18 protein-coding genes are annotated in these 18062 nt (G+C 31.5%); 7 read left to right on the top strand and 11 right to left on the bottom strand.

Annotation, left to right across the window (positions count from 1 at the left end; genetic code table 11):
* The 8 genes from ACWJJ2_RS11710 to istA form a co-directional block, all read right to left on the bottom strand.
* Window positions 1-708 carry a response regulator transcription factor gene (locus ACWJJ2_RS11710; protein WP_462953298.1) on the bottom strand — a complete coding sequence of 236 codons (708 nt, stop codon included), beginning with the start codon at window positions 706-708 and terminating at the stop codon, window positions 1-3.
* A gap of 702 nt (window positions 709-1410) precedes the next feature.
* Window positions 1411-1542, bottom strand: coding sequence for a hypothetical protein (locus ACWJJ2_RS11705; protein WP_462953297.1), 132 nt, complete (start codon window positions 1540-1542; stop codon window positions 1411-1413).
* Window positions 1529-2260 (bottom strand): thioesterase II family protein, encoded by a 732-nt coding sequence (locus ACWJJ2_RS11700; RefSeq protein WP_462953296.1) that lies wholly within the window; start codon window positions 2258-2260, stop codon window positions 1529-1531. The genes ACWJJ2_RS11705 and ACWJJ2_RS11700 overlap by 14 nt, the downstream gene beginning before the upstream one ends.
* A 98-nt stretch (window positions 2261-2358) precedes the next feature.
* Complete coding sequence (locus tag ACWJJ2_RS11695) at window positions 2359-2556, bottom strand: 4'-phosphopantetheinyl transferase superfamily protein (protein WP_462954333.1); 198 nt, start codon at window positions 2554-2556, stop codon at window positions 2359-2361.
* A 62-nt stretch (window positions 2557-2618) separates the two neighbouring features.
* Window positions 2619-2795: a 4'-phosphopantetheinyl transferase family protein gene (locus tag ACWJJ2_RS11690; protein WP_462953295.1), complete on the bottom strand. Its 177-nt coding sequence runs from the start codon at window positions 2793-2795 to the stop codon at window positions 2619-2621.
* The gene (locus tag ACWJJ2_RS11685) at window positions 2792-2965 is read right to left on the bottom strand and encodes a hypothetical protein (protein WP_462953294.1); all 174 of its coding nucleotides are present in this window, start codon (window positions 2963-2965) and stop codon (window positions 2792-2794) included. Before ACWJJ2_RS11685 ends, ACWJJ2_RS11690 begins: the two co-directional genes overlap by 4 nt.
* A 788-nt stretch (window positions 2966-3753) precedes the next feature.
* Window positions 3754-4497, bottom strand: coding sequence for an IS21-like element helper ATPase IstB (gene istB / locus ACWJJ2_RS11680; RefSeq protein ID WP_462953293.1), 744 nt, complete (start codon window positions 4495-4497; stop codon window positions 3754-3756).
* Entirely contained in the window at window positions 4485-6047 is a 1563-nt protein-coding gene (gene istA / locus ACWJJ2_RS11675) for an IS21 family transposase (RefSeq protein WP_258280587.1), read from the bottom strand. The genes istB and istA overlap by 13 nt, the downstream gene beginning before the upstream one ends.
* Before the next feature lie 173 nt (window positions 6048-6220).
* Between istA and ACWJJ2_RS11670 the strand changes: the two genes are divergently transcribed.
* From ACWJJ2_RS11670 to ACWJJ2_RS11655, 4 genes are all read left to right on the top strand, one after another.
* Window positions 6221-6733, top strand: coding sequence for a LemA family protein (locus tag ACWJJ2_RS11670; protein WP_462953292.1), 513 nt, complete (start codon window positions 6221-6223; stop codon window positions 6731-6733).
* Between the two features lie 43 nt (window positions 6734-6776).
* A complete protein-coding gene (locus ACWJJ2_RS11665; RefSeq protein ID WP_462954332.1) occupies window positions 6777-7607 on the top strand; it encodes a TPM domain-containing protein in 831 nt (276 codons plus the stop codon).
* Window positions 7608-7975: 368 nt separating this feature from the next.
* Window positions 7976-8308: a PadR family transcriptional regulator gene (locus ACWJJ2_RS11660; RefSeq protein ID WP_462953291.1), complete on the top strand. Its 333-nt coding sequence runs from the start codon at window positions 7976-7978 to the stop codon at window positions 8306-8308.
* On the top strand, window positions 8301-8828 hold the full coding sequence (locus ACWJJ2_RS11655) for a DUF1048 domain-containing protein (protein ID WP_462953290.1): 528 nt from the start codon (window positions 8301-8303) through the stop codon (window positions 8826-8828). Before ACWJJ2_RS11660 ends, ACWJJ2_RS11655 begins: the two co-directional genes overlap by 8 nt.
* Before the next feature lie 488 nt (window positions 8829-9316).
* On the opposite strand, the gene ACWJJ2_RS11650 is transcribed toward ACWJJ2_RS11655, so the two are convergent.
* Window positions 9317-10231, bottom strand: coding sequence for a class I SAM-dependent methyltransferase (locus ACWJJ2_RS11650; RefSeq protein WP_462953289.1), 915 nt, complete (start codon window positions 10229-10231; stop codon window positions 9317-9319).
* A gap of 1469 nt (window positions 10232-11700) precedes the next feature.
* Here ACWJJ2_RS11650 and ACWJJ2_RS11645 point away from each other — a divergent pair.
* The 3 genes from ACWJJ2_RS11645 (at window position 11701) to ACWJJ2_RS11635 (ending at window position 15226) form a co-directional block, all read left to right on the top strand.
* On the top strand, window positions 11701-13509 hold the full coding sequence (locus tag ACWJJ2_RS11645; RefSeq protein ID WP_462953288.1) for a reverse transcriptase domain-containing protein: 1809 nt from the start codon (window positions 11701-11703) through the stop codon (window positions 13507-13509).
* Between the two features lie 444 nt (window positions 13510-13953).
* A complete protein-coding gene (locus ACWJJ2_RS11640) occupies window positions 13954-14643 on the top strand; it encodes a reverse transcriptase domain-containing protein (RefSeq protein WP_462953287.1) in 690 nt (229 codons plus the stop codon).
* A 13-nt stretch (window positions 14644-14656) separates the two neighbouring features.
* Window positions 14657-15226 (top strand): reverse transcriptase domain-containing protein, encoded by a 570-nt coding sequence (locus ACWJJ2_RS11635; RefSeq protein ID WP_462953286.1) that lies wholly within the window; start codon window positions 14657-14659, stop codon window positions 15224-15226.
* A gap of 305 nt (window positions 15227-15531) precedes the next feature.
* Here the strand turns inward: ACWJJ2_RS11635 and ACWJJ2_RS11630 are convergent, their stop codons facing one another.
* Window positions 15532-16686 carry a glycerate kinase gene (locus tag ACWJJ2_RS11630; protein WP_462953285.1) on the bottom strand — a complete coding sequence of 385 codons (1155 nt, stop codon included), beginning with the start codon at window positions 16684-16686 and terminating at the stop codon, window positions 15532-15534.
* Window positions 16687-16729: 43 nt separating this feature from the next.
* Window positions 16730-18052: a 6-phospho-alpha-glucosidase gene (locus ACWJJ2_RS11625; protein ID WP_220287252.1), complete on the bottom strand. Its 1323-nt coding sequence runs from the start codon at window positions 18050-18052 to the stop codon at window positions 16730-16732.
* Window positions 18053-18062: the final 10 nt, after the last annotated feature.

Below are 18062 nucleotides of genomic sequence, written 5' to 3'. Positions count from 1 at the left end.
TTACTCTCCTAATTTATAACCTATTCCCCAAACTGTTGTTATATATTCCAGCTTGTTTATATCATCTTCAATTTTATCTCTAAGTCTTTTTATATGTACCATAATTGTATTATCATTTTTTATAGCATCTATCCCCCATATACTATCGTATATTTGAGATTTAGTGAAAACCTTGTTGGGATTTAAAAGAAATAATTTGAATATCTCAAATTCTGTAGGAGTGGATTTTATTAAATTCCCTTCTTTTACAATAGTATAGTCATTCATATTTATTACTAAATCTTTATAATTAATAATAGAATCTTGAGAGTCCTGTTCATTATTAAAGTATATATATCTTCTTAATAAGGCCTTTACTCTAACTATAAATTCATTCAAAGAAAAGGGTTTAACAATATAGTCGTCTCCACCCATACTGATTGCTGCAACCTTATCCATTTCCGTATTTTTTGACGATATTATGAGTATTGGTACAATACTTTTTTGTCTAATTCGTCTTATTATTTCGAAGCCATCAATATAAGGGAGCATTAAATCTAATATGACCAATTGGAAGGCTCCGTCGAATCGAAAATTATCCATAGCAGCTATTCCATCATATACTTGAACTATGTCAAAGCCTTCAGTTAGCAAAATTTTATAAACTAGTGTATTTATTTCTTTATCATCCTCAACAAGCAGAATTTTCACATTGTTTGCTTTATTCATTGTGTCACCTCTTTCATAGAAAATATTTTGATTGGTACGATTCAGCATACTAAGATTGAGAAGGTACTTTTTTAATTTTTACACCCTACATTATTATAGTGAATTTTCTAAATATTTACTGATATATTTTATGGTGCTAATTTTCAATAAGTGGTATCTCTTAAGTAAAAAAATCACTTTTATTTTTTTTACCGTTCTTCCAATTATAGAATGTGCCAAACTTATCTCCAAAGCACTGCCGACTTCAGAATACCATTTTTATTAACATAAGATAACTTTTCCACTGATAATAGGATCTATCACTTATCACTGCTCTTTATAGGTAATGTTGTTTTAGAAAACTCCTCAATTTTTTTAAACAAACATTCGAGAATTGAATCATTAATGTAGTTAAAACAGGCATGAAAGAGAATGAAGACGAAATATTAGAAATTAAAAAAGTGAAAAACATTAATGGAAGTAATACTTGGGATATTTAAATTAATAGAAGTGAAAAAAATAAATGGTATAATTTATAGACGTTTTTGGAAGAATTAAATTATAGCCAAGAAACAAAATTGAAACATTTTAAATTCACAGACAATAATTAACAAAAAAATATTGTCTGTGAAATAATTTGTGAAAACTTGGGATTTATTAAGAGCGGTATTGTTTTAATTCACCAGAATACGAGATATAAGTAAGCTTGCTAAGGTTAAGAAGTTACTTCAACTTATCAACAGTAATGCTGACATTTAGGTTTAAACAGCCACCAATATTATGAAGTGTAGAGTTTGAATTACCATATTTTTTAAGATGAGTTAAATTATGATAATAGCTCTTATTGCACTCCATAATAAAACTCCCTTTTTATATGATTATTTTCAACCAATGTAGTATTTATAATGCTAGTTATATTTTCAACATTATTGTTTATAAAAAAATGGGTTCCCTCAAAATTATAAACTTTGAAACATTTACACACGTGATTTTTCCAAGTTAATATCTCTTCCAAAGTAATAGAATCTTGTTTCCCATTTAAAATTGAAACATCACACTCAATTTTATTTTCTCTTTCTTTATAGTTATAGGTTTCTAAAATCTTAAAATCACTTCGGATTATGGGAAGAAATAGTTCTAATAACTCCTTGTTCTTCATCAATTCTTCTGGTGTTCCACCAAGTTCCATTACTTTTTTCATAAAATCATAATTAGGCAAAGTATATATATTTTCTTTTTCCCTTATAATACTTGGTGCTTTATATCCTGAAAAAAATATATGTTTAGGTTTTCTAAGATTTAACTTACTTATTTTATAATATAATTCATAAGCTAAAAGACTCCCCATACTATGTCCATATATAGCATAATTATCATCTAATATTTTATCTTTAATACTTTCAAATATATCGTCAACTGCCTCTTCTAAACTTTCATAAAAAATTTCGCTAAATCTTTTTCCTCTTCCTTTTAAAGCTATTGGAACTAGTTGAATTGAAGGATGTAAGTGATTTTTCCATTTATAATATATGTTTTCTGATCCCCCTGCATATGGTAAACAAAATAATATCATTAGTATAACACTCCTTATTCTAGGTTAAATGTAAAATAGTTGTTAATTAAGCTATTTTGATCTGTCATTATTATGTTATTTAAAATCTTTTTATTTACTTAACACACGGCCATTTTATAACCTAACCCTATATCAAATCGCCTAAATACATATTCATTATTAATAATCACTTTACTATTTTCAGGTTGATCTATATTAATAGAAAATGATTTTAAGGGTATTGATGGATCCTTTCCATAACATTTAATATAGCTTTCTTTCAATGTCCATATTTCATAAAATTTCTTTAATTGAATGCTTAAATCTTTTTTAACAATATAAACAAATTCACTTATTGAAAAAAACTTTCAGCTATCTCTTAATATTCAATACATTTTACTTTCTCAATATTAACTACAATAGCGTTATCATCAATAGCACATACCACAAAATCTCCAGAATGAGATATATTAAAATTGAATTTTGTATACCCTTTCAAATATGGTTTACCATATTGATTTCTCTCAAATGTTATATGTTTATTTCTGATATTCAATTCCTCAAAATTATAGTTCTTATTAATATCTCCCCCATTAGTGTTCTAACCTTATCTTCTTTATTAATAAAATTTTTAATTTTAAAGCGTTGCTGTGAATAAATCAATAAACATATCTTTTTTAGCGTTTCTTCGCTAATATCTAAAGGTTTTACAGCATAAATTTTCATAAAGTACCTCATTATATATTTTTATTTATACGAACTTTCAAAATAAAATATATTTACTTATAGAAATTACTTCAATTGCAGTATACTCCTTCTTAATGTAATTTGTTGTAATATCTTGTATTTATATAATGTTTTTTTTCGACAAATGACCACTTTTATTTACATATTATGCATGAGCTTATTTATATGTCTTCCTTTTTTATTGTTTTTATAATCCGATTTTATTATTTTATAAAACTTGACTTTATATATTATGGGGGTAGTAACCGCAAAGCGTAAATTCACTACTGTAAGACATATATTTTCAAAACTCCGATATATTAAAATGGTTTCTAATTTTAAAAAAATAACTTTAAGATTTAAGAGAATATTAGTGAAAATATTGGTATAGCTCGAGCACCATACTGAGATAGGGTTTGAATCAACATAATATGGAATACTTATGTTGATTTGATATAGCATTTTTGGTGCAATCTATATAAATGCTAACTAACATATAAAGGAATATTATATAGAATAAAATGAGTGTTTGTTTAATACACATTCGTTATATAATCTAGCAAAATACGCTTTTTAAAAATCGAATCTAATTATGTAAGGACGGTGGAGACTTCACCTACTGTTAGTAATATGATTCAAATTTTAATGAGTAAATAGTTGATATTATATAAAATAGAAAGGCGGTATAGAAATGAATAAAACATTAATGTTATTGGCAAGTACTTTTGGAGAAATTTCGGCAAACTATTTTACTGAATTTATCCCAGTATATTTTTCCCATTTAGCTGCTAGAATATAGATTTTCTGTGCTCCAATCTATAGCTCTTTCCAATCATGTTAAAAAGTTCGCACCTATAAGATATTCTATCTAATACAGCTGTTGTTAATGCTTGGTCTCCTAAAAGTTCTACCCATTCTTCAAATCCTTTGTTAGAAGTTATAATTAGTGATGCCTGTTCATGAAGGGATGATATTAATTGAAAGAACAAATTAGCCTCATCTCTAGTTATAGGAAGATATCCGACCTCATCAATTATAACGAGGCTTGAAGAAAGGATTCTATTTAGTTTACCTTTGCTTTTTCTTGATATCTGCTGAGTTTTCAAAACATGCATCAGATTATCCATAGTTACAAAACTTACCTTATAACCTGCCTCAACGGCTTTATAACCCAAGGCAATAGCTGTGTGAGACTTCCCAACGCCCGGTGGGCCTAAAAATATAAGATTATACATCCTATCTATCCATTCCATTTCCATGAGTCTGTTTATTTGTTTCTTTGTTATTGATTTTTGAAATAGAAAATCAAATTCCTCCATTGTCTTTTTAACTGGAAAGCCAGCATATTTAAGTCTTTTTTCTTGTGTTTTCTGATCCTTCAAACCAACCTCATTTTTAAGTATTGATAACAGAAAGTCTTGATAGGAAACATTACCTAACTCGCCTTTTTCAATAATTTTATCTGCATCTACATTTAAATAGTTTAGCTTAAGATTTTTGGCATACTCTTTGATTAATTCTAATTTCTCCATGATTGCTTGTCCTCCTTCAAAGCATCAATATAGTCACTTATACTTCTTACTTCCGGTTTTAACCCTCTATACTTTGATGGTATAGATAACTTGTCAATTACAGATTTTTTATCAACTTTTGCAATATCCTGTATCGCAAGATATTCAAGGGTTTCTTTAAACATTCCAGCACTCCACAAGTTTCGTATAACACAATAATTCAATGCTTGTTCTATTAGCGAAGCTTCATATGAATGTACTATATTTAGTATTGATCCAAATTGATCTTTGCAGTATCTTGGTTTTTCACGTTTTATGCCATCTAGTAGCATTTTTGCATTTTCAGTTTTACCGAGAGCAAAAAACAATCTTTCATAAACTTGGTCAATAGAACTGTGAATATCCCTTTCGGGATGAATTATTTTTATAAGTTCACCCTGCCTTGTACTTACTTGATGACTTGCTATTAATACACCTGTATCAAAATCAACTATATTCATTTTGGAGCCTTTTATCATTAATTTAAGTTCTTTACCTGGGCTATAAGTTCCTTTGGGCACTTGATACCTGTTCTGTTTATACAAAATTACATTGTTTTTTCGTACAGCATAAGTTAAACTAGTATTAGATGAATTTTTTTCAAAGAGTTCAGGTACTGGTAGCAAGTGTTTCTTTTCGAGAGCAAACACTTCTGCCGGTATTTTTTTCGTTATTTCATGTTTTTTACCATTGCCTGTTCTATCTAGCCATTTGAATGAGTCTTCATTAAAGGAATCAACATCTATAAATACTCTGTTTATAGCAAAGTTATATTTTGAGTATTTTACCACAGATTCTATTTTCCCCTTACTTTGAGGATCAAAACCTCTACAAAGCCTAACTTTATATTTCATAGTATTAATATAATTTTGAAAACCTTCGGTATAAATAATGTCTCCAGAATTCTCGGCTACTGCAAGCACACGATCTTGGTCATACACTATTTCAATAGGCATACCACCAAGATATTCAAAAGCTCGATTATGAGCATCAATAAAAGAGGCGGTAGTAAATGGTTTGTCTGTCCAAAGTATGTATTTATACCTTGAATGTGATAAAACCATTGCAAAGCAATACACTTTTACTTTGTTTCCATTTAATCTTTTGAGCCATATTTGACCCATATCAACCTGAGCTTGGTAGCCCATGGGAAGTTCATGTACTTCCTCAAATTGTCTTATTGGCGAAGCCTTAGGCAGATTGTATTCTTTCCTTAAATTACTAATATAAAGCCTTAAAGACCTTTCTTTAAATTTTACATCACCATATCTTTCCTTTATCCAATCAAGTACTTGTGCTGCTGACATATCTCTGAAATCAGTAATCCATTCTAAAATATCATCTTTGTAGATATCAATTTTTTTATGTCTATTCTTCGATTGAATAGTGACTTTAGCATATTCACCAGGATCCATGTCCCAATACTTTTGAACTGTTTTGTAATTTATATTTAGAGCTCTTTCAACCTGTGATTTATTAAATCCAAGTGCTTTATATTGTTTTATTTCACTAAACATATTCCATCCTTTCAATTTTAAATTCCCCCTCTGTAAAATATATCTCTAATTGTATCAGAGAAGGAATTATTATTGTACTTAACTGGAAATTATTCTCCTTTTTTGTTTGCCGAAATATCACCCTTTTAGTTTACCGCTAACAATTAAGAACCATTGAAATTGTTGCAGCAATATTTCTAGTAATAACAATGCCTATTATTGGAGGTTACAATAAAATTGTAAGTTTAGAACAAAAGGTAAAAGTTACAGAAGGAAACATAGATACACAATTGCAAAGAAGGTCTGATTTAATTCCTAATTTGGTAGAAACGGTGAAAGGCTATGCATCTCAGGAAAAAGATATATTTATAAAAATAGCAGATGCCAGGGCTAAACTTGCAGGAGCAAAAACGGTGCCAGATAAAGCGCAAGCGGATAGCGAACTTGGAAGTGCGGTTTCAAGGCTATTAGTAGTTGTAGAGAATTATCCGGATTTAAAATCTAGTCAGAATTTTAGGGACTTAACGGTAGCTCTTGAAGGTACAAAAAATAGAATAGGAACAGCGAGGCAGGATTATAACGCGAATGTTTCAAGTTACAACAGCACAATTAAAAAATTCCCGACGAACATTATTGCAGGGATTTTTAGATTTGATGAAAGGGCATATTATAAGGCTAGTGAATCTGCTAAAGTAGTACCAAAAGTTGACTTTACTAAGTAGGAGATAGAATATGAAGACTTATTTAATGAAATTAATTAGGAACATTCATAATTTTTCATCAAGCATGATCACGAAAGCAAAAATCAGCACAAAAGTTATTTTTGCAGTTATGATAAGCGTATTTTTACTGAGTCAAGTAACAGTTATAAATATAGTGAATACAGAGACCAAATATCCTAAAGCTACAGAATTAAAATATGTTAATGATTACGCTGGAGTGATAGATAGTAAATCTACAGAATATATTTTGTCAGTAGGTAAGGAATTAGAAGCTAAAACAGGTGCACAGGCTACTGTTGTGGTTATAGATTCGCTGCAAGGAGAGCCTATAGAATCTTATACTACTGGGATTTTTAGAAGTTTTGGTATTGGACAAAAGGGTAAAAATAATGGGCTAATAATTTTATTATCAATGAAAGAAAAAAAGTGGAGAGGTGAGGTAGGCACAGGTCTAGAAGGGGCTGTCACGGATATATACTCCTCAAGGGTTATGAATGATTTTGCAGTGCCAAGATTTAAGCAAAATCAATATGGAGAGGGTCTTAGGGCAGCATATTCAGCTTTAGCAGATAATATAGCTAAAGAATATAATGTAAAACTAGATAAGAACGTTAATGTTCCACAATATGTTGAAAGTTCAAACGTCTCTAAAAAGGGAAGTGGAATTCTAGCAATAGGATTTATTATATTAGTTTTTCTTGACTTTGTTCTTAATAGAGGAAGAATAACCAGATTTATTATTACATTGCTATTTTGGAGTTCAGTCGGTAGACGTGGTGGCAGAAATGGTGGTGGCTTCGGAGGTTCCGGAGGTGGTTCTGGAGGCTTTGGAGGCGGTTCATCAAGTGGAGGAGGATCTTCTGGAGGTTGGTAATAAAATAATTTGGTGGAATTAAATATTAAAAAGCAGAAAACAATGTGTTTTCTGCTTTTTAATATTTACAAATAATCACTATGAAAGCTTATGAGTGCTATTGGTATCGAAGGGATAATTATCAGGTTTACAAGTGCTATTCGCAACCTCTGCATCCATAAAGGAGAATAAGCAATTCCCATGCTTTAATTTTACCTTATCTGCTATATAAGATTAGAAGTTAATGAGCATATTATTTATAGTGTAGTCCAGTTTGTTATCTCCTGTACTTACTAAAGGTGTATCAAGTATTCATGTACTTGACATAGCAACATAGTTGCAATACAATATAGTGACTATGTTGTTCATTACATGGTAGGTGATATAAAATGGCAAATTATTCTCAATTATTAAAAGGAATTTTAGAAGGTTGTATATTAAAAATAATTTTAAAAAAAGAAACCTATGGATATGAATTATATAGTTCATTAAAAATTAGTGGTTTTGATGACTTATCTGAAGGAACTTTATATCCTTTGCTAATTAGGTTGAAAAAAAATGGGTTATTGTCCTCGGTAAGCAGGGACTCACCGCTGGGACCAAAACGAAAATACTATTCTCTTACTAAATTAGGGGAACAGGAATTTTTAGACTTTTGTAGCTCCTGGGGTAAAATTTCAAAATCAGTTAATAAGATATTGGGGGACGACCTAAATGATTAAAACAAAGGCATTAATAATGCAATTAAATAAAGCATCTGAAAAATTATCTTTAGAAAGCAAAGATGTATTTGATGACATTGTAGTCTATGTAAGAACATCCAATATAAAAACAAGGGACGCTGAAGAATTTCTACAACAGATACTAGACAGCTTTTTAAATGCAGAGCAGCAAGGTGTAAGCATTGAAAATGTACTAGGAACAACAGATATTAAGCATTACTGTGAAGAAATAGTAAATACCTATAAATCAAACTATCATTACTCATCACTATGTAGCGAATATGTTATGTACACAGGTATGATCATAACAATATTATCAATTATTAATTATATTACACAAAATTTAGAAGCAATTATAAAATATGGTATTAATGATTTTACTCTCATTCTAAAATTTAATTTAGGAATTATTTTGCAATTTTTGATTATAGGTATTACGATCTTTGCTATTATCATTTTTCTCAAAAAAAACTGCTTTAAGAAAACTTTCAAAGTTAGCAAAACAAAAGAGTTTTTTTAACTTTGGGTAATAGGATGTCTATGGTTTTGTATTATGTATGCTTGCACATTTTTAAGGGAAATATTAGAATTTAAATTAAATATAATTTTAGTTCTTATTCTTGGAATCGCTTTATATTTTGTAGGGAAATATGCATCAGAAAAATAAAGACAGACTTTGCATTTGTCACTTTAAAATATTTAAATGCAACTTTATTGGAATCTAGGGCTTGCACCTTCAATTGTATGAACAAAGTTAAAATTGAAATTAACCAATTTTACTGGTTTTCAAAAAACAATACAAATTATGTGAAACGTACATTTTCTGTCATAAGCAGTTATTTTCATATAAAACCCATTTAATTGGAATGAGAAAATAACAATGACGCGAAAAGAGACTTTAACGACATCCTTAATATATTAAACCCCATATCTAATGATATGGGGTTACTTGAGACGATATTTGTTGTACATAAGTTCAACCTATTATTAGGTTTTCTCATTTTGGTTTTAGTTTCTCACTGCCAAGCAATAATTTACATTATCAAAGGCTGTTATAGGATGCTCTGGATTTAATTTATTATATTTTTTGAAATACTGCTCTGTTATTTCATTTGGTGTCAAATGCTCATAAATCAAGAAATTACTATCAGCTAATAAATTCTCCAACTCTGAATAGGAATAGCTTGCAAGCATTTTCTCATTAGCCCCATCAGCCAGTGCTACTTGTTTTTTTGTTCGTTCTCCTGCTTTTGGGGTATATGAATCCTCATCTGGATAATCAAAAATAATAACACTGCCTCCTGGCACAATATATGAAATAGTGTTGAGTGTTTCAGCAAAAGTCCGCTTAGACAAATAGTAGCTTATCCCAAGCAAACTGCAAAAACTGATTTTACTTTGATCAAATTCAAAGCAGTCAATTAAATTGCTTTCCCAGTTGTTTTCTGTAAAATCAATTGATACGTAGTGCAGATTGGTAGGTTTTTCTGATAATACTGATTGAATACGTTTTTGTTTGTCAGAACCAGTGGCCGGATGGTCAAGTTCAAAAATTTGAATGTTTGATGCCCAATCAGGCTGACGATATGCAAATGTATCATAACCGGCAGCGAAAATTACATATTGTTTTGCGCCAACTCTCACAGCATTTTCAAGTGCTTTCTCCGCAAATGCTGATCTACCAAGTGGAGTTGGAGATAACTGATTATCTACAATCCAATGTAATGCTTCTTTCTGTGTACCGTCAAATAATGGATTGAAAAAATTGATTCCTTTTGACATGTTACTTGAAATTTGTTCGTATTCATTCTCAGTTAAAATGTCTTTTGCCAAGTAATCATCAAATACTTTTTCTGTATTTTGTACTGAATGATATGCCCTTGAAAATGCGCTTATCAATGCGGTCATGCTTTTTTGATCCATAAAATTATCACCTCTAATAATTAATACCATTTCATTATCAACAGTACAAGACTTGAAATTTTCCTTATTTTGTAGTATAATATAGGATAAAAATATAAAAGTTTACAAAATAGTAACATTTATAACGATGGCTTTTAGAATTCAGTAGAATAACAAAAGCCATCGCATCTATGAAAGAGTATATAAAAAACAAAATCAATAAATAACCATGAAAAGAGACAAATGACGTGAAATAAAAATTAAACTAAACCGCTAACAGCGGTGGCAGACGAGTGCTAATACGTTAATTTAATTTTTACTTAAATAGAATATAAAGAATTATCTTAAGTAACTAAGATAATTCTTTATTAGAAGGTGCACTTCCTACATACTTTTATTGTCGAAATAAGAAATAAGGGAGTATTATTATTTATGTCAGAATTAAGAGAAGATTGAAAATGGATATACAACCGAAAATGTTAAGCATTAAGCGATTCTCACGACGGTTTACTCCGCAGGATTAAAGGCCAGCGAAGTTTGTAATTAGAAAATTGAAGATATTGATAGTAAAAATATGCAAATATTAATAAGGGGAACCGAGATACGCGGTGCGTCCCGACAGGGCGTATATTCTAGCAGGTGGGAATACTGTCAAGGTAAGATTTAGCAAATCGCTTTGTATCGAGTCTTAGAGATGTTGCGGTAACGTAACATTTTAAGCGTAGACAGAAAGTTAGCGAGGGAGAATTGACTGGGTGTGCGACCTTTTTAGTTAGCGAAAACGTTGTGTAGTAGTGACGATAAGCTTTCTAGGCTGATAGAATAGTTACTTAAGAAATGGTTTCTGTTAGTTAACTGATATTTTCGAGTCCGGCATAGGAGCCAATAATCTTATGGATACTGAGGCTTACTAATACTCCTGCCAGCGTTGCAGTAATGTAATGTTGCGAAGCATAGGTGAAGACGGAGACACTGGCTGTAAAGTCACACTTCGGGTACTGTTGCATATGAATATAATTTCCTTGTTGTTAAATTTCGTAATCAATGATGCCTATCCCTAGTTCAGATGGGAGGTTGAATTAATTTTTCTACTTCAATGTATATACCTGGGTACAGATGGAGGATAACCTTATGGTGGTTATAGATTAGGTGTAAAACCTAACCAGGTAAGAACTGAGAAAAACGGAGTAAAGAGGAGTTCTAAGTGCAATATTTAAGGAGAATATATCGGTAAAGGTGATTGACCTAACGGATAAGGATTAATAAGTCGATTCTGTAATGTTTGAGGACTAGTTGCACCGAAAGGGTAAGCTAAGAAAGAATATTAATAGGTTAACAGAGGGGCCGTAGTACCGCTTGGATATCATATTAAGAAATGTGGTAAAGGAAAGGGCCTTAGACGTTTTAGTGTATAAAATTATTTTTGTAAATTCTAATTCGCCAAATTAGATGAAAGAGACTATTCGTACAGAAAGGAGGTGGAGCCTCCTATGAGTATAAACAATATTTATTATGTAGATATGAAAAAAAGATTTGAAAATTTCCAGAATAATGGAATAGATATGCGTAAACTGCACGAATTAGTTTGCTCGGAAGAGAATGTTATGTTAGCAGTAAGACAATTAGGGAAAAGTAAAGGTCGTATGACAAAAGGCCCTGATGGCTCAAACTATGATACTTTAACGGAACGATGTTTTTGTGAACTAGCAGTAATAGTTAGAGAGAGACTATATAACAAGAAAATGGATTATGTAAAACGTGTGTATATTCCTAAGGGGAATGGAAAGAGAAGACCAATAGGTATTTGCAGTGTGTGGGACAAACTAGTTGAGAAATGTATACAATTAGTTCTAGAACCGTACTGCGAAACTAAATTTGTTCCTAGTTCATTTGGATTTAGGGAGCAAGTATCTACACATAATGCAATAGCTAAAGTTAAAAATCAATGCACAACTATGCCTTATGTATTATCAGTTGATATGGAAGACTATTTTGGAACATTAGATGCTGATGTAATGTATAGAGAGTTATGGAGTATCGGTATTAAAGATAAAGTGATTTTGAATTATATATATCGTTTCATTAAAAAAGGATACTTTGAAAAAGGGTGTAAGATATATGACCCTAAAGGAAGTGCACAAGGAAGTATATTAGGACCTTTACTATCTAATATTTATTTGCATAGATTTGACGTTTGGTTAAGAGACCAAGGTGATGATTGGCATGATAAGAGTACGGAAAAGTTTGTTAATAGTAATGATAACTGTAGAAGAAATATGAGATATACTAATTTGAAAATTGGTATTCATGTAAGATATGCTGACGATATACTTATACTTTGTGAAAGTAAATATCACGCTGAAAAATTTAAATATAGCGTAAATAGGTACTTAACAAAGAACTTGAAATTGAAAATCAATCAAAATAAGACGAAAATATATGATTTGAATAATGATAAAATGAAATATCTAGGATATAACTTTAGTTTAAGGAAAGTGAATAATAAATATAATAAGACTAGAAATATGCATTGTGTCAATGACTTACCAGAAGATAAAGCAGATATAATTGTTAATGAATGTAGAAAAAAGTTGAGTAAGATTAAGAAAGAACCTAAATATGAAAACATAATGGCTTGGAATATCTATATAATAGGGTTACATAACTATTTTAGAGGGATGAATGAATTTAACGAAAGCTTTGGAAAGCTAGGATGGCGGATTTACAAGAAATTTTATAACACAATGGAGGATAAAACTACATTTACAACTAATCAAGAATTTAAGGATAACTTTATGAATGGAAAATATAATAGTGGGGGTAAAACTGGATACTATTTGTATGGAAGTAGTGAAATTCCTATAGTGCAGATAGGTTGGGCTAATTGGGATAGTAATCTAACACATGCTATTAGAGGTAAAGTAACTAGGCCTAACCCATATGATTATGGAGAAAAGAAAAATCATAAACCTGGAGTTTCACTGGAAGATATAAAATATCTAGTAGAAAATGCGAAGTGGTCAAATGAGAGCAGTAAGTATTGTGAGTTTAGAATTAGCAAATATAGTAGTTGCAAAGGTAAAAGCTATTTGTCGGGCGATTTTGTGTCTGTTGAAGAATATCATTGTCACCATAAAACACCACGTGGTAAAAACGGCAAAGATACGTTTGACAACTTGTGTGTAATAAGTGTAGAAGAACATAGGATACTACATAGTAAAACTCCCGAAAGACTATTAACAATAGTAAATAAAAAATTTCATAAAAGAGTTAAAGAATTGATTGATTTAGTAGCTTAGAAATAAGCAATATAAATATGTTGGAAATTCATAGAAACGTTGGAAAGCTGTATGCGATGAAAGTCGCCCGTACAGTTTGGGAGAGGGGAAAAAGTCGAGGTAAAAATATCGGAGCTTTACCTATTCTCATGGTAACCCAGCAGTGAATGGTATTGAGCTTCGAAAAATCGGTCAATGATGTGGCAGAAACGTTCACGTACGTGGAAAGCAACATTTATTTGTGCGTTAAAGCGAGTGCAAATAAACGCATCCGTAGTCAGAGGCCCTACCTAGCTAAACATTGAGAATATACGGAAACTCGGGGAGATCCTACTTGGTCTTTTCAAATGAAAAGTATGCAGTACAAACTGAAGAAGTAAGGAACGCAAATGCCAGTAGGAAGTCGGATACTTTCATAGTACTGAAGATAACGGGTAATTCCGGAGGAAGGAAGGAGAGTAACATATGGAACTGCTTAAAAGAGAAACACTGCCCGGACTTAGAACTGGAATAACAGTGAGAACAAAACTTGTAAGCATAGCACAAGTAGCTCGCAGAAATAAAGAAGCAAAATTCTGTTCATTGGCTTATTTAATGAACAAGAATACTTTAAAAGAATCATTCAATAGACTGAATGGCTCGGCCTCTGCGGGTATAGATAAGGAAACTAAAGAAAGTTATAAGAGAAACCTAGATGAAAATTTGAATAATTTAGTAATCAAATTAAAGAAATGTTCTTTCAGACCTCAACCAGTAAAACGTTTATATATCACCAAAGTAGGTAGTAATAAAATGAGACCACTTGGTATACCTATACTAGAAGATAAAATAGTACAAGGTGCTTTAGTTATTATTTTGCAGAGCATTTACGAAGAGGACTTTCTACCAATATCATTTGGTTTCAGACCAGATAAAAGTTGTCATGATGCACTAAAGAATTTAAGTGATGATATAATGACAAAGAAAGTTAACTACGTAGTAGATGCTGATATAAGTGGTTTCTTTGACCATGTTAACCATGAATGGATGATGAAATTTCTCAAACTTAGAATAAGTGATAGTAAGATACTTGCTTTGATTAAAAGATTTTTAAAAGCAGGCACAATGGAAAAAGGTAATTTTAAAAACAACAGAAGGTGTTCCGCAGGGCGGTAGCTTGTATCCACTTTTGGCAAATATATACTTGCATTGCACTTTTGACCTGTGGTTTACAAAAGTTGTAACTAAGCATTGTAAAGGCGAATGTTACATAACAAGATATGCAGATGATAGTGTAACCTGTTTTCAATATGAAAATGATGCAAAAAGGTATTATGAAGCACTAAAAGGTAGACTAGCAAAATTCGGATTAAGTATAGCAGAAGAAAAGACTAAAACTATAGAATTTGGACGCTATGCTAAAGAACGATTAAACCGAAGAGGAATAAAGAAACCGGAAACCTTTGATTTTCTTGGGTTTACACACTATTGCAGTAAAAGTAGAAATGGAAACTTTAAATTAAAATGGAAAACAGCTTCAAAAAAATTCCATGCTAAAATGAATGACTTTAATAAGTGGATAAAAGAAAATCGTAATCTACCACTAGGTTTAATATGGAAAAAGGTGAACCTAAAACTAAGAGGTCATTATAATTATTACGGTGTTAGTGATAACTGGAACAATCTAGTAAAATATAAAAGGCAAATTGTAAAAGTATGCTCTATTGGCTTCAAAAGAGAAGTCAGCGAACTAGCTTAAACTGGGATAAAATGAGTAAACTTTTAAAACATTATCCTTTAGAAAATCCTAAACCAAAATCTTTAGTTAATCTAAATCCTGCTTATGTGTAAAGAGGTTCATATGGGGAGCCGGATGCCTAAATTGGGCACGTCCGGTTCTGAAAGGGGCGGTATCTGTGAAGATTACCGTCTACTTACCTAAAACCGGTAATTTAATGTAAAAGTTTTCCATCAAATTACCGGTTCAATTATTTCTTCATCAAGACTTCCCCATTCTATTACACTCGAAATTTTCCCCACAACAACTGTTGGTTCTGCTATAATTTACTCTTTTCCGTTAAAATACAATACTTTTATCAATCTAGCAATATTTTCAGATGCTTTTTTAATGCTATTATATCCATCTTTCAGCGCTTCCTCTAAGTTTTTAGGCTTATCTACTATACCAAAAACTGAAGTTACTCCCATTGAGTATAATTCGTCTATATCATCTCCAACTTTGCCAGCGAGCACAATGGTTGGTATATTATACTTTTTAGCAATGTGTGCAACTCCAGCTATGGTTTTTCCATACTTTGTTTGGCCATCTATACTTCCTTCACCAGTTATAATAAAATCTGCATCTTTAATTCTCTCCTCAAATTTAGTGTGCTTTATAACTAAATCTACACCTCTTAATAAACTACCATTTAATAAAAGGAAAGCCCCACCTAATCCGCCTGCAGCACCGGTCTTTGGTATATTAGAAATATCAAAGTCAAAGGTTTCTACTAATGCCTTGGCAAAATTAATCATTCCAAGTTCGAGTTCATCTGCAATTTCGCCTTTGGCACCCTTTTGAGGTCCAAAAACTTTAGTTGCCCCATTTTCCCCAACAAAAGGATTTTGGACATCACAGGCTACTTCTATACTTATTTTTTTTAGTCTAGTATCCATCTTAGAAATATCTAATTTATGAATTTTAATTAACTCTTTTCCACCAAGTCCTAATTCATTACCCTCCGTATCTAGAGCTATCACTCCTAATGCTTGTAACATCCCTAGACCTCCATCGTTTGTAGAAGATCCTCCAAGTCCAATTATTAAGTGATCTGCTCCTTTATTCAAAGCATCAAGAATCATTTCTCCAACTCCAAAAGTTGTTGTAAACATTGGATTTCGTTTAGAGTGTTCCACTAAATACAGCCCACAAGCTTCTGCCACTTCAATTACTGCCTTTTTTTCTTCTACTAACCATCCATATCTAGCCTCTGTCTTTTCACCTAAAGGACCTGTAACTATTTCGTTTCTAAATTCTCCTTTTTGAGCATTTACTATAACCTCAGAGGTCCCTTCCCCACCATCCGCCATAGGAATAATATCAAATTCTGCATCTTTAAAGATACTCTTTATGCCACTTTTCATAGCATGGGATGCTTCAAATCCACTTACACTTTCCTTAAAAGAATCAGGTGCAATCACAAATTTAAGTTTTTTCATTATATCCCCTCTTTATAAATCGCTTATAAATCAATTGCAAAGTTTATTTAAGTTCTGGCCAATATCCTTTATTTGCTAAAATTAACGCATCAAGTACTTTACGTGCTTTTTCAGCAGATACTACTGTTCTATTTAAAGTTAGAGCTTGCAAAGCTTTTTGGTATGAACCTTCCATATATGCATCGACAGTTAGCTTTTCATAAGCTAATTGACCCTCCATTAATCCTTTATAGAAAGTAGATATATTTCCTACAGCGAGGGGTCTTGGTCCATTAGATGTCATTACAGCTGCTACTTCTACCATTGCATCATCTTGAATATTTGAAATCACACCATTATTTTCAGTTATTACTATATATATACGTTGTTTATTATAAGCAATAGACTGGGCAACTTCTATCATGAATTCACTATGTGCATCATTGTGTACAAGTACCGAACCTCTTGAAGTACCCACTTGTGTAACTCGTATGCATTCTTCAAACACTTTTCTTTCTCTACCATCCATTACTTCATTAGCACGAGTATAATTTGGATCTGAGTGTGCTACTTTTTCGCTTGGATATAAATAATATTGTAAGTAGGTATTTGGAAGATACTCTGGGAAGTCTTTAAGCATCTTTGAAACATTCTCATAAGTTGCAAGCCAAGATTTGTCGCGTTGCTCTGCATCAACAGGCTTAAACCCATTTTCACATATTAATTCTCTTAACTTTGGAGCTAAGTCTGTTCCATCTTTATCAAATAAATGTGTAAACCAACCAAAATGATTTAATCCAAAGTAAACTGGTTCAAACTCACTAGAATCCATTCCTAAAATTTTACCGTAAGATCTTAATAAATTTACAGGTTGATCACACATGTTCAATATTTTTTTATCATCCGGAAATACTCTTCTAACTGCCTCTGCCACTATAGCTGCTGGATTTGTATAGTTTAAAATCCATGCATCTTTTGAGTATTTACGGATATCATTAATAGTGTTTATCATATCACCTATAGAACGTAATCCATAAGCAAATCCACCCGCACCACAAGTTTCTTGTCCTACAAGCCCCATACTTAATGGTATTTTTTCATCTTTTTCACGCATTTTAAATCCGCCAGTTCTCATCTGCATAAACACAAAATCCACGTCTTTATAAGCCTCTTCTACATCTGTTGTATAATAAAATTCTAATTCTGGATAGTTTTCTGAAAATAACACCTTTGCAAATTCACCAATAATTGATTGTCTTTGCGCATCAATGTCAAACAGGACTAACCTATTCATTGGGAATGTTTCTTTCATTTTACATAGGCTTTGTAATAGTCCTGGAGTCCATGTACTTCCTCCCCCAACTAGCGTTACGTTAAACTTTTTCAATTGAATCACT

The sequence above is a fragment of the Clostridium sp. CM039 genome, assembly GCF_055081075.1.
Note: the sequence above shows the minus strand (reverse complement) of the source record. Positions and strands in the feature narration are given on the sequence as shown.

Coding starts and splice junctions, on each gene's coding strand:
- ACWJJ2_RS11685 (WP_462953294.1), bottom strand. CDS start 2,965: ATGAAAATTTATGCTGTAAAACCTTTAGATATTAGCGAAGAAACGCTA.
- ACWJJ2_RS11650 (WP_462953289.1), bottom strand. CDS start 10,231: ATGGATCAAAAAAGCATGACCGCATTGATAAGCGCATTTTCAAGGGCA.
- ACWJJ2_RS11655 (WP_462953290.1), top strand. CDS start 8,301: ATGATTAAAACAAAGGCATTAATAATGCAATTAAATAAAGCATCTGAA.
- istB (WP_462953293.1), bottom strand. CDS start 4,497: ATGGAGAAATTAGAATTAATCAAAGAGTATGCCAAAAATCTTAAGCTA.
- ACWJJ2_RS11670 (WP_462953292.1), top strand. CDS start 6,221: ATGCCTATTATTGGAGGTTACAATAAAATTGTAAGTTTAGAACAAAAG.
- ACWJJ2_RS11710 (WP_462953298.1), bottom strand. CDS start 708: ATGAATAAAGCAAACAATGTGAAAATTCTGCTTGTTGAGGATGATAAA.
- ACWJJ2_RS11660 (WP_462953291.1), top strand. CDS start 7,976: ATGGCAAATTATTCTCAATTATTAAAAGGAATTTTAGAAGGTTGTATA.
- ACWJJ2_RS11640 (WP_462953287.1), top strand. CDS start 13,954: ATGGAACTGCTTAAAAGAGAAACACTGCCCGGACTTAGAACTGGAATA.
- ACWJJ2_RS11705 (WP_462953297.1), bottom strand. CDS start 1,542: ATGGAGTGCAATAAGAGCTATTATCATAATTTAACTCATCTTAAAAAA.
- ACWJJ2_RS11630 (WP_462953285.1), bottom strand. CDS start 16,686: ATGAAAAAACTTAAATTTGTGATTGCACCTGATTCTTTTAAGGAAAGT.
- ACWJJ2_RS11700 (WP_462953296.1), bottom strand. CDS start 2,260: ATGATATTATTTTGTTTACCATATGCAGGGGGATCAGAAAACATATAT.
- ACWJJ2_RS11645 (WP_462953288.1), top strand. CDS start 11,701: ATGAGTATAAACAATATTTATTATGTAGATATGAAAAAAAGATTTGAA.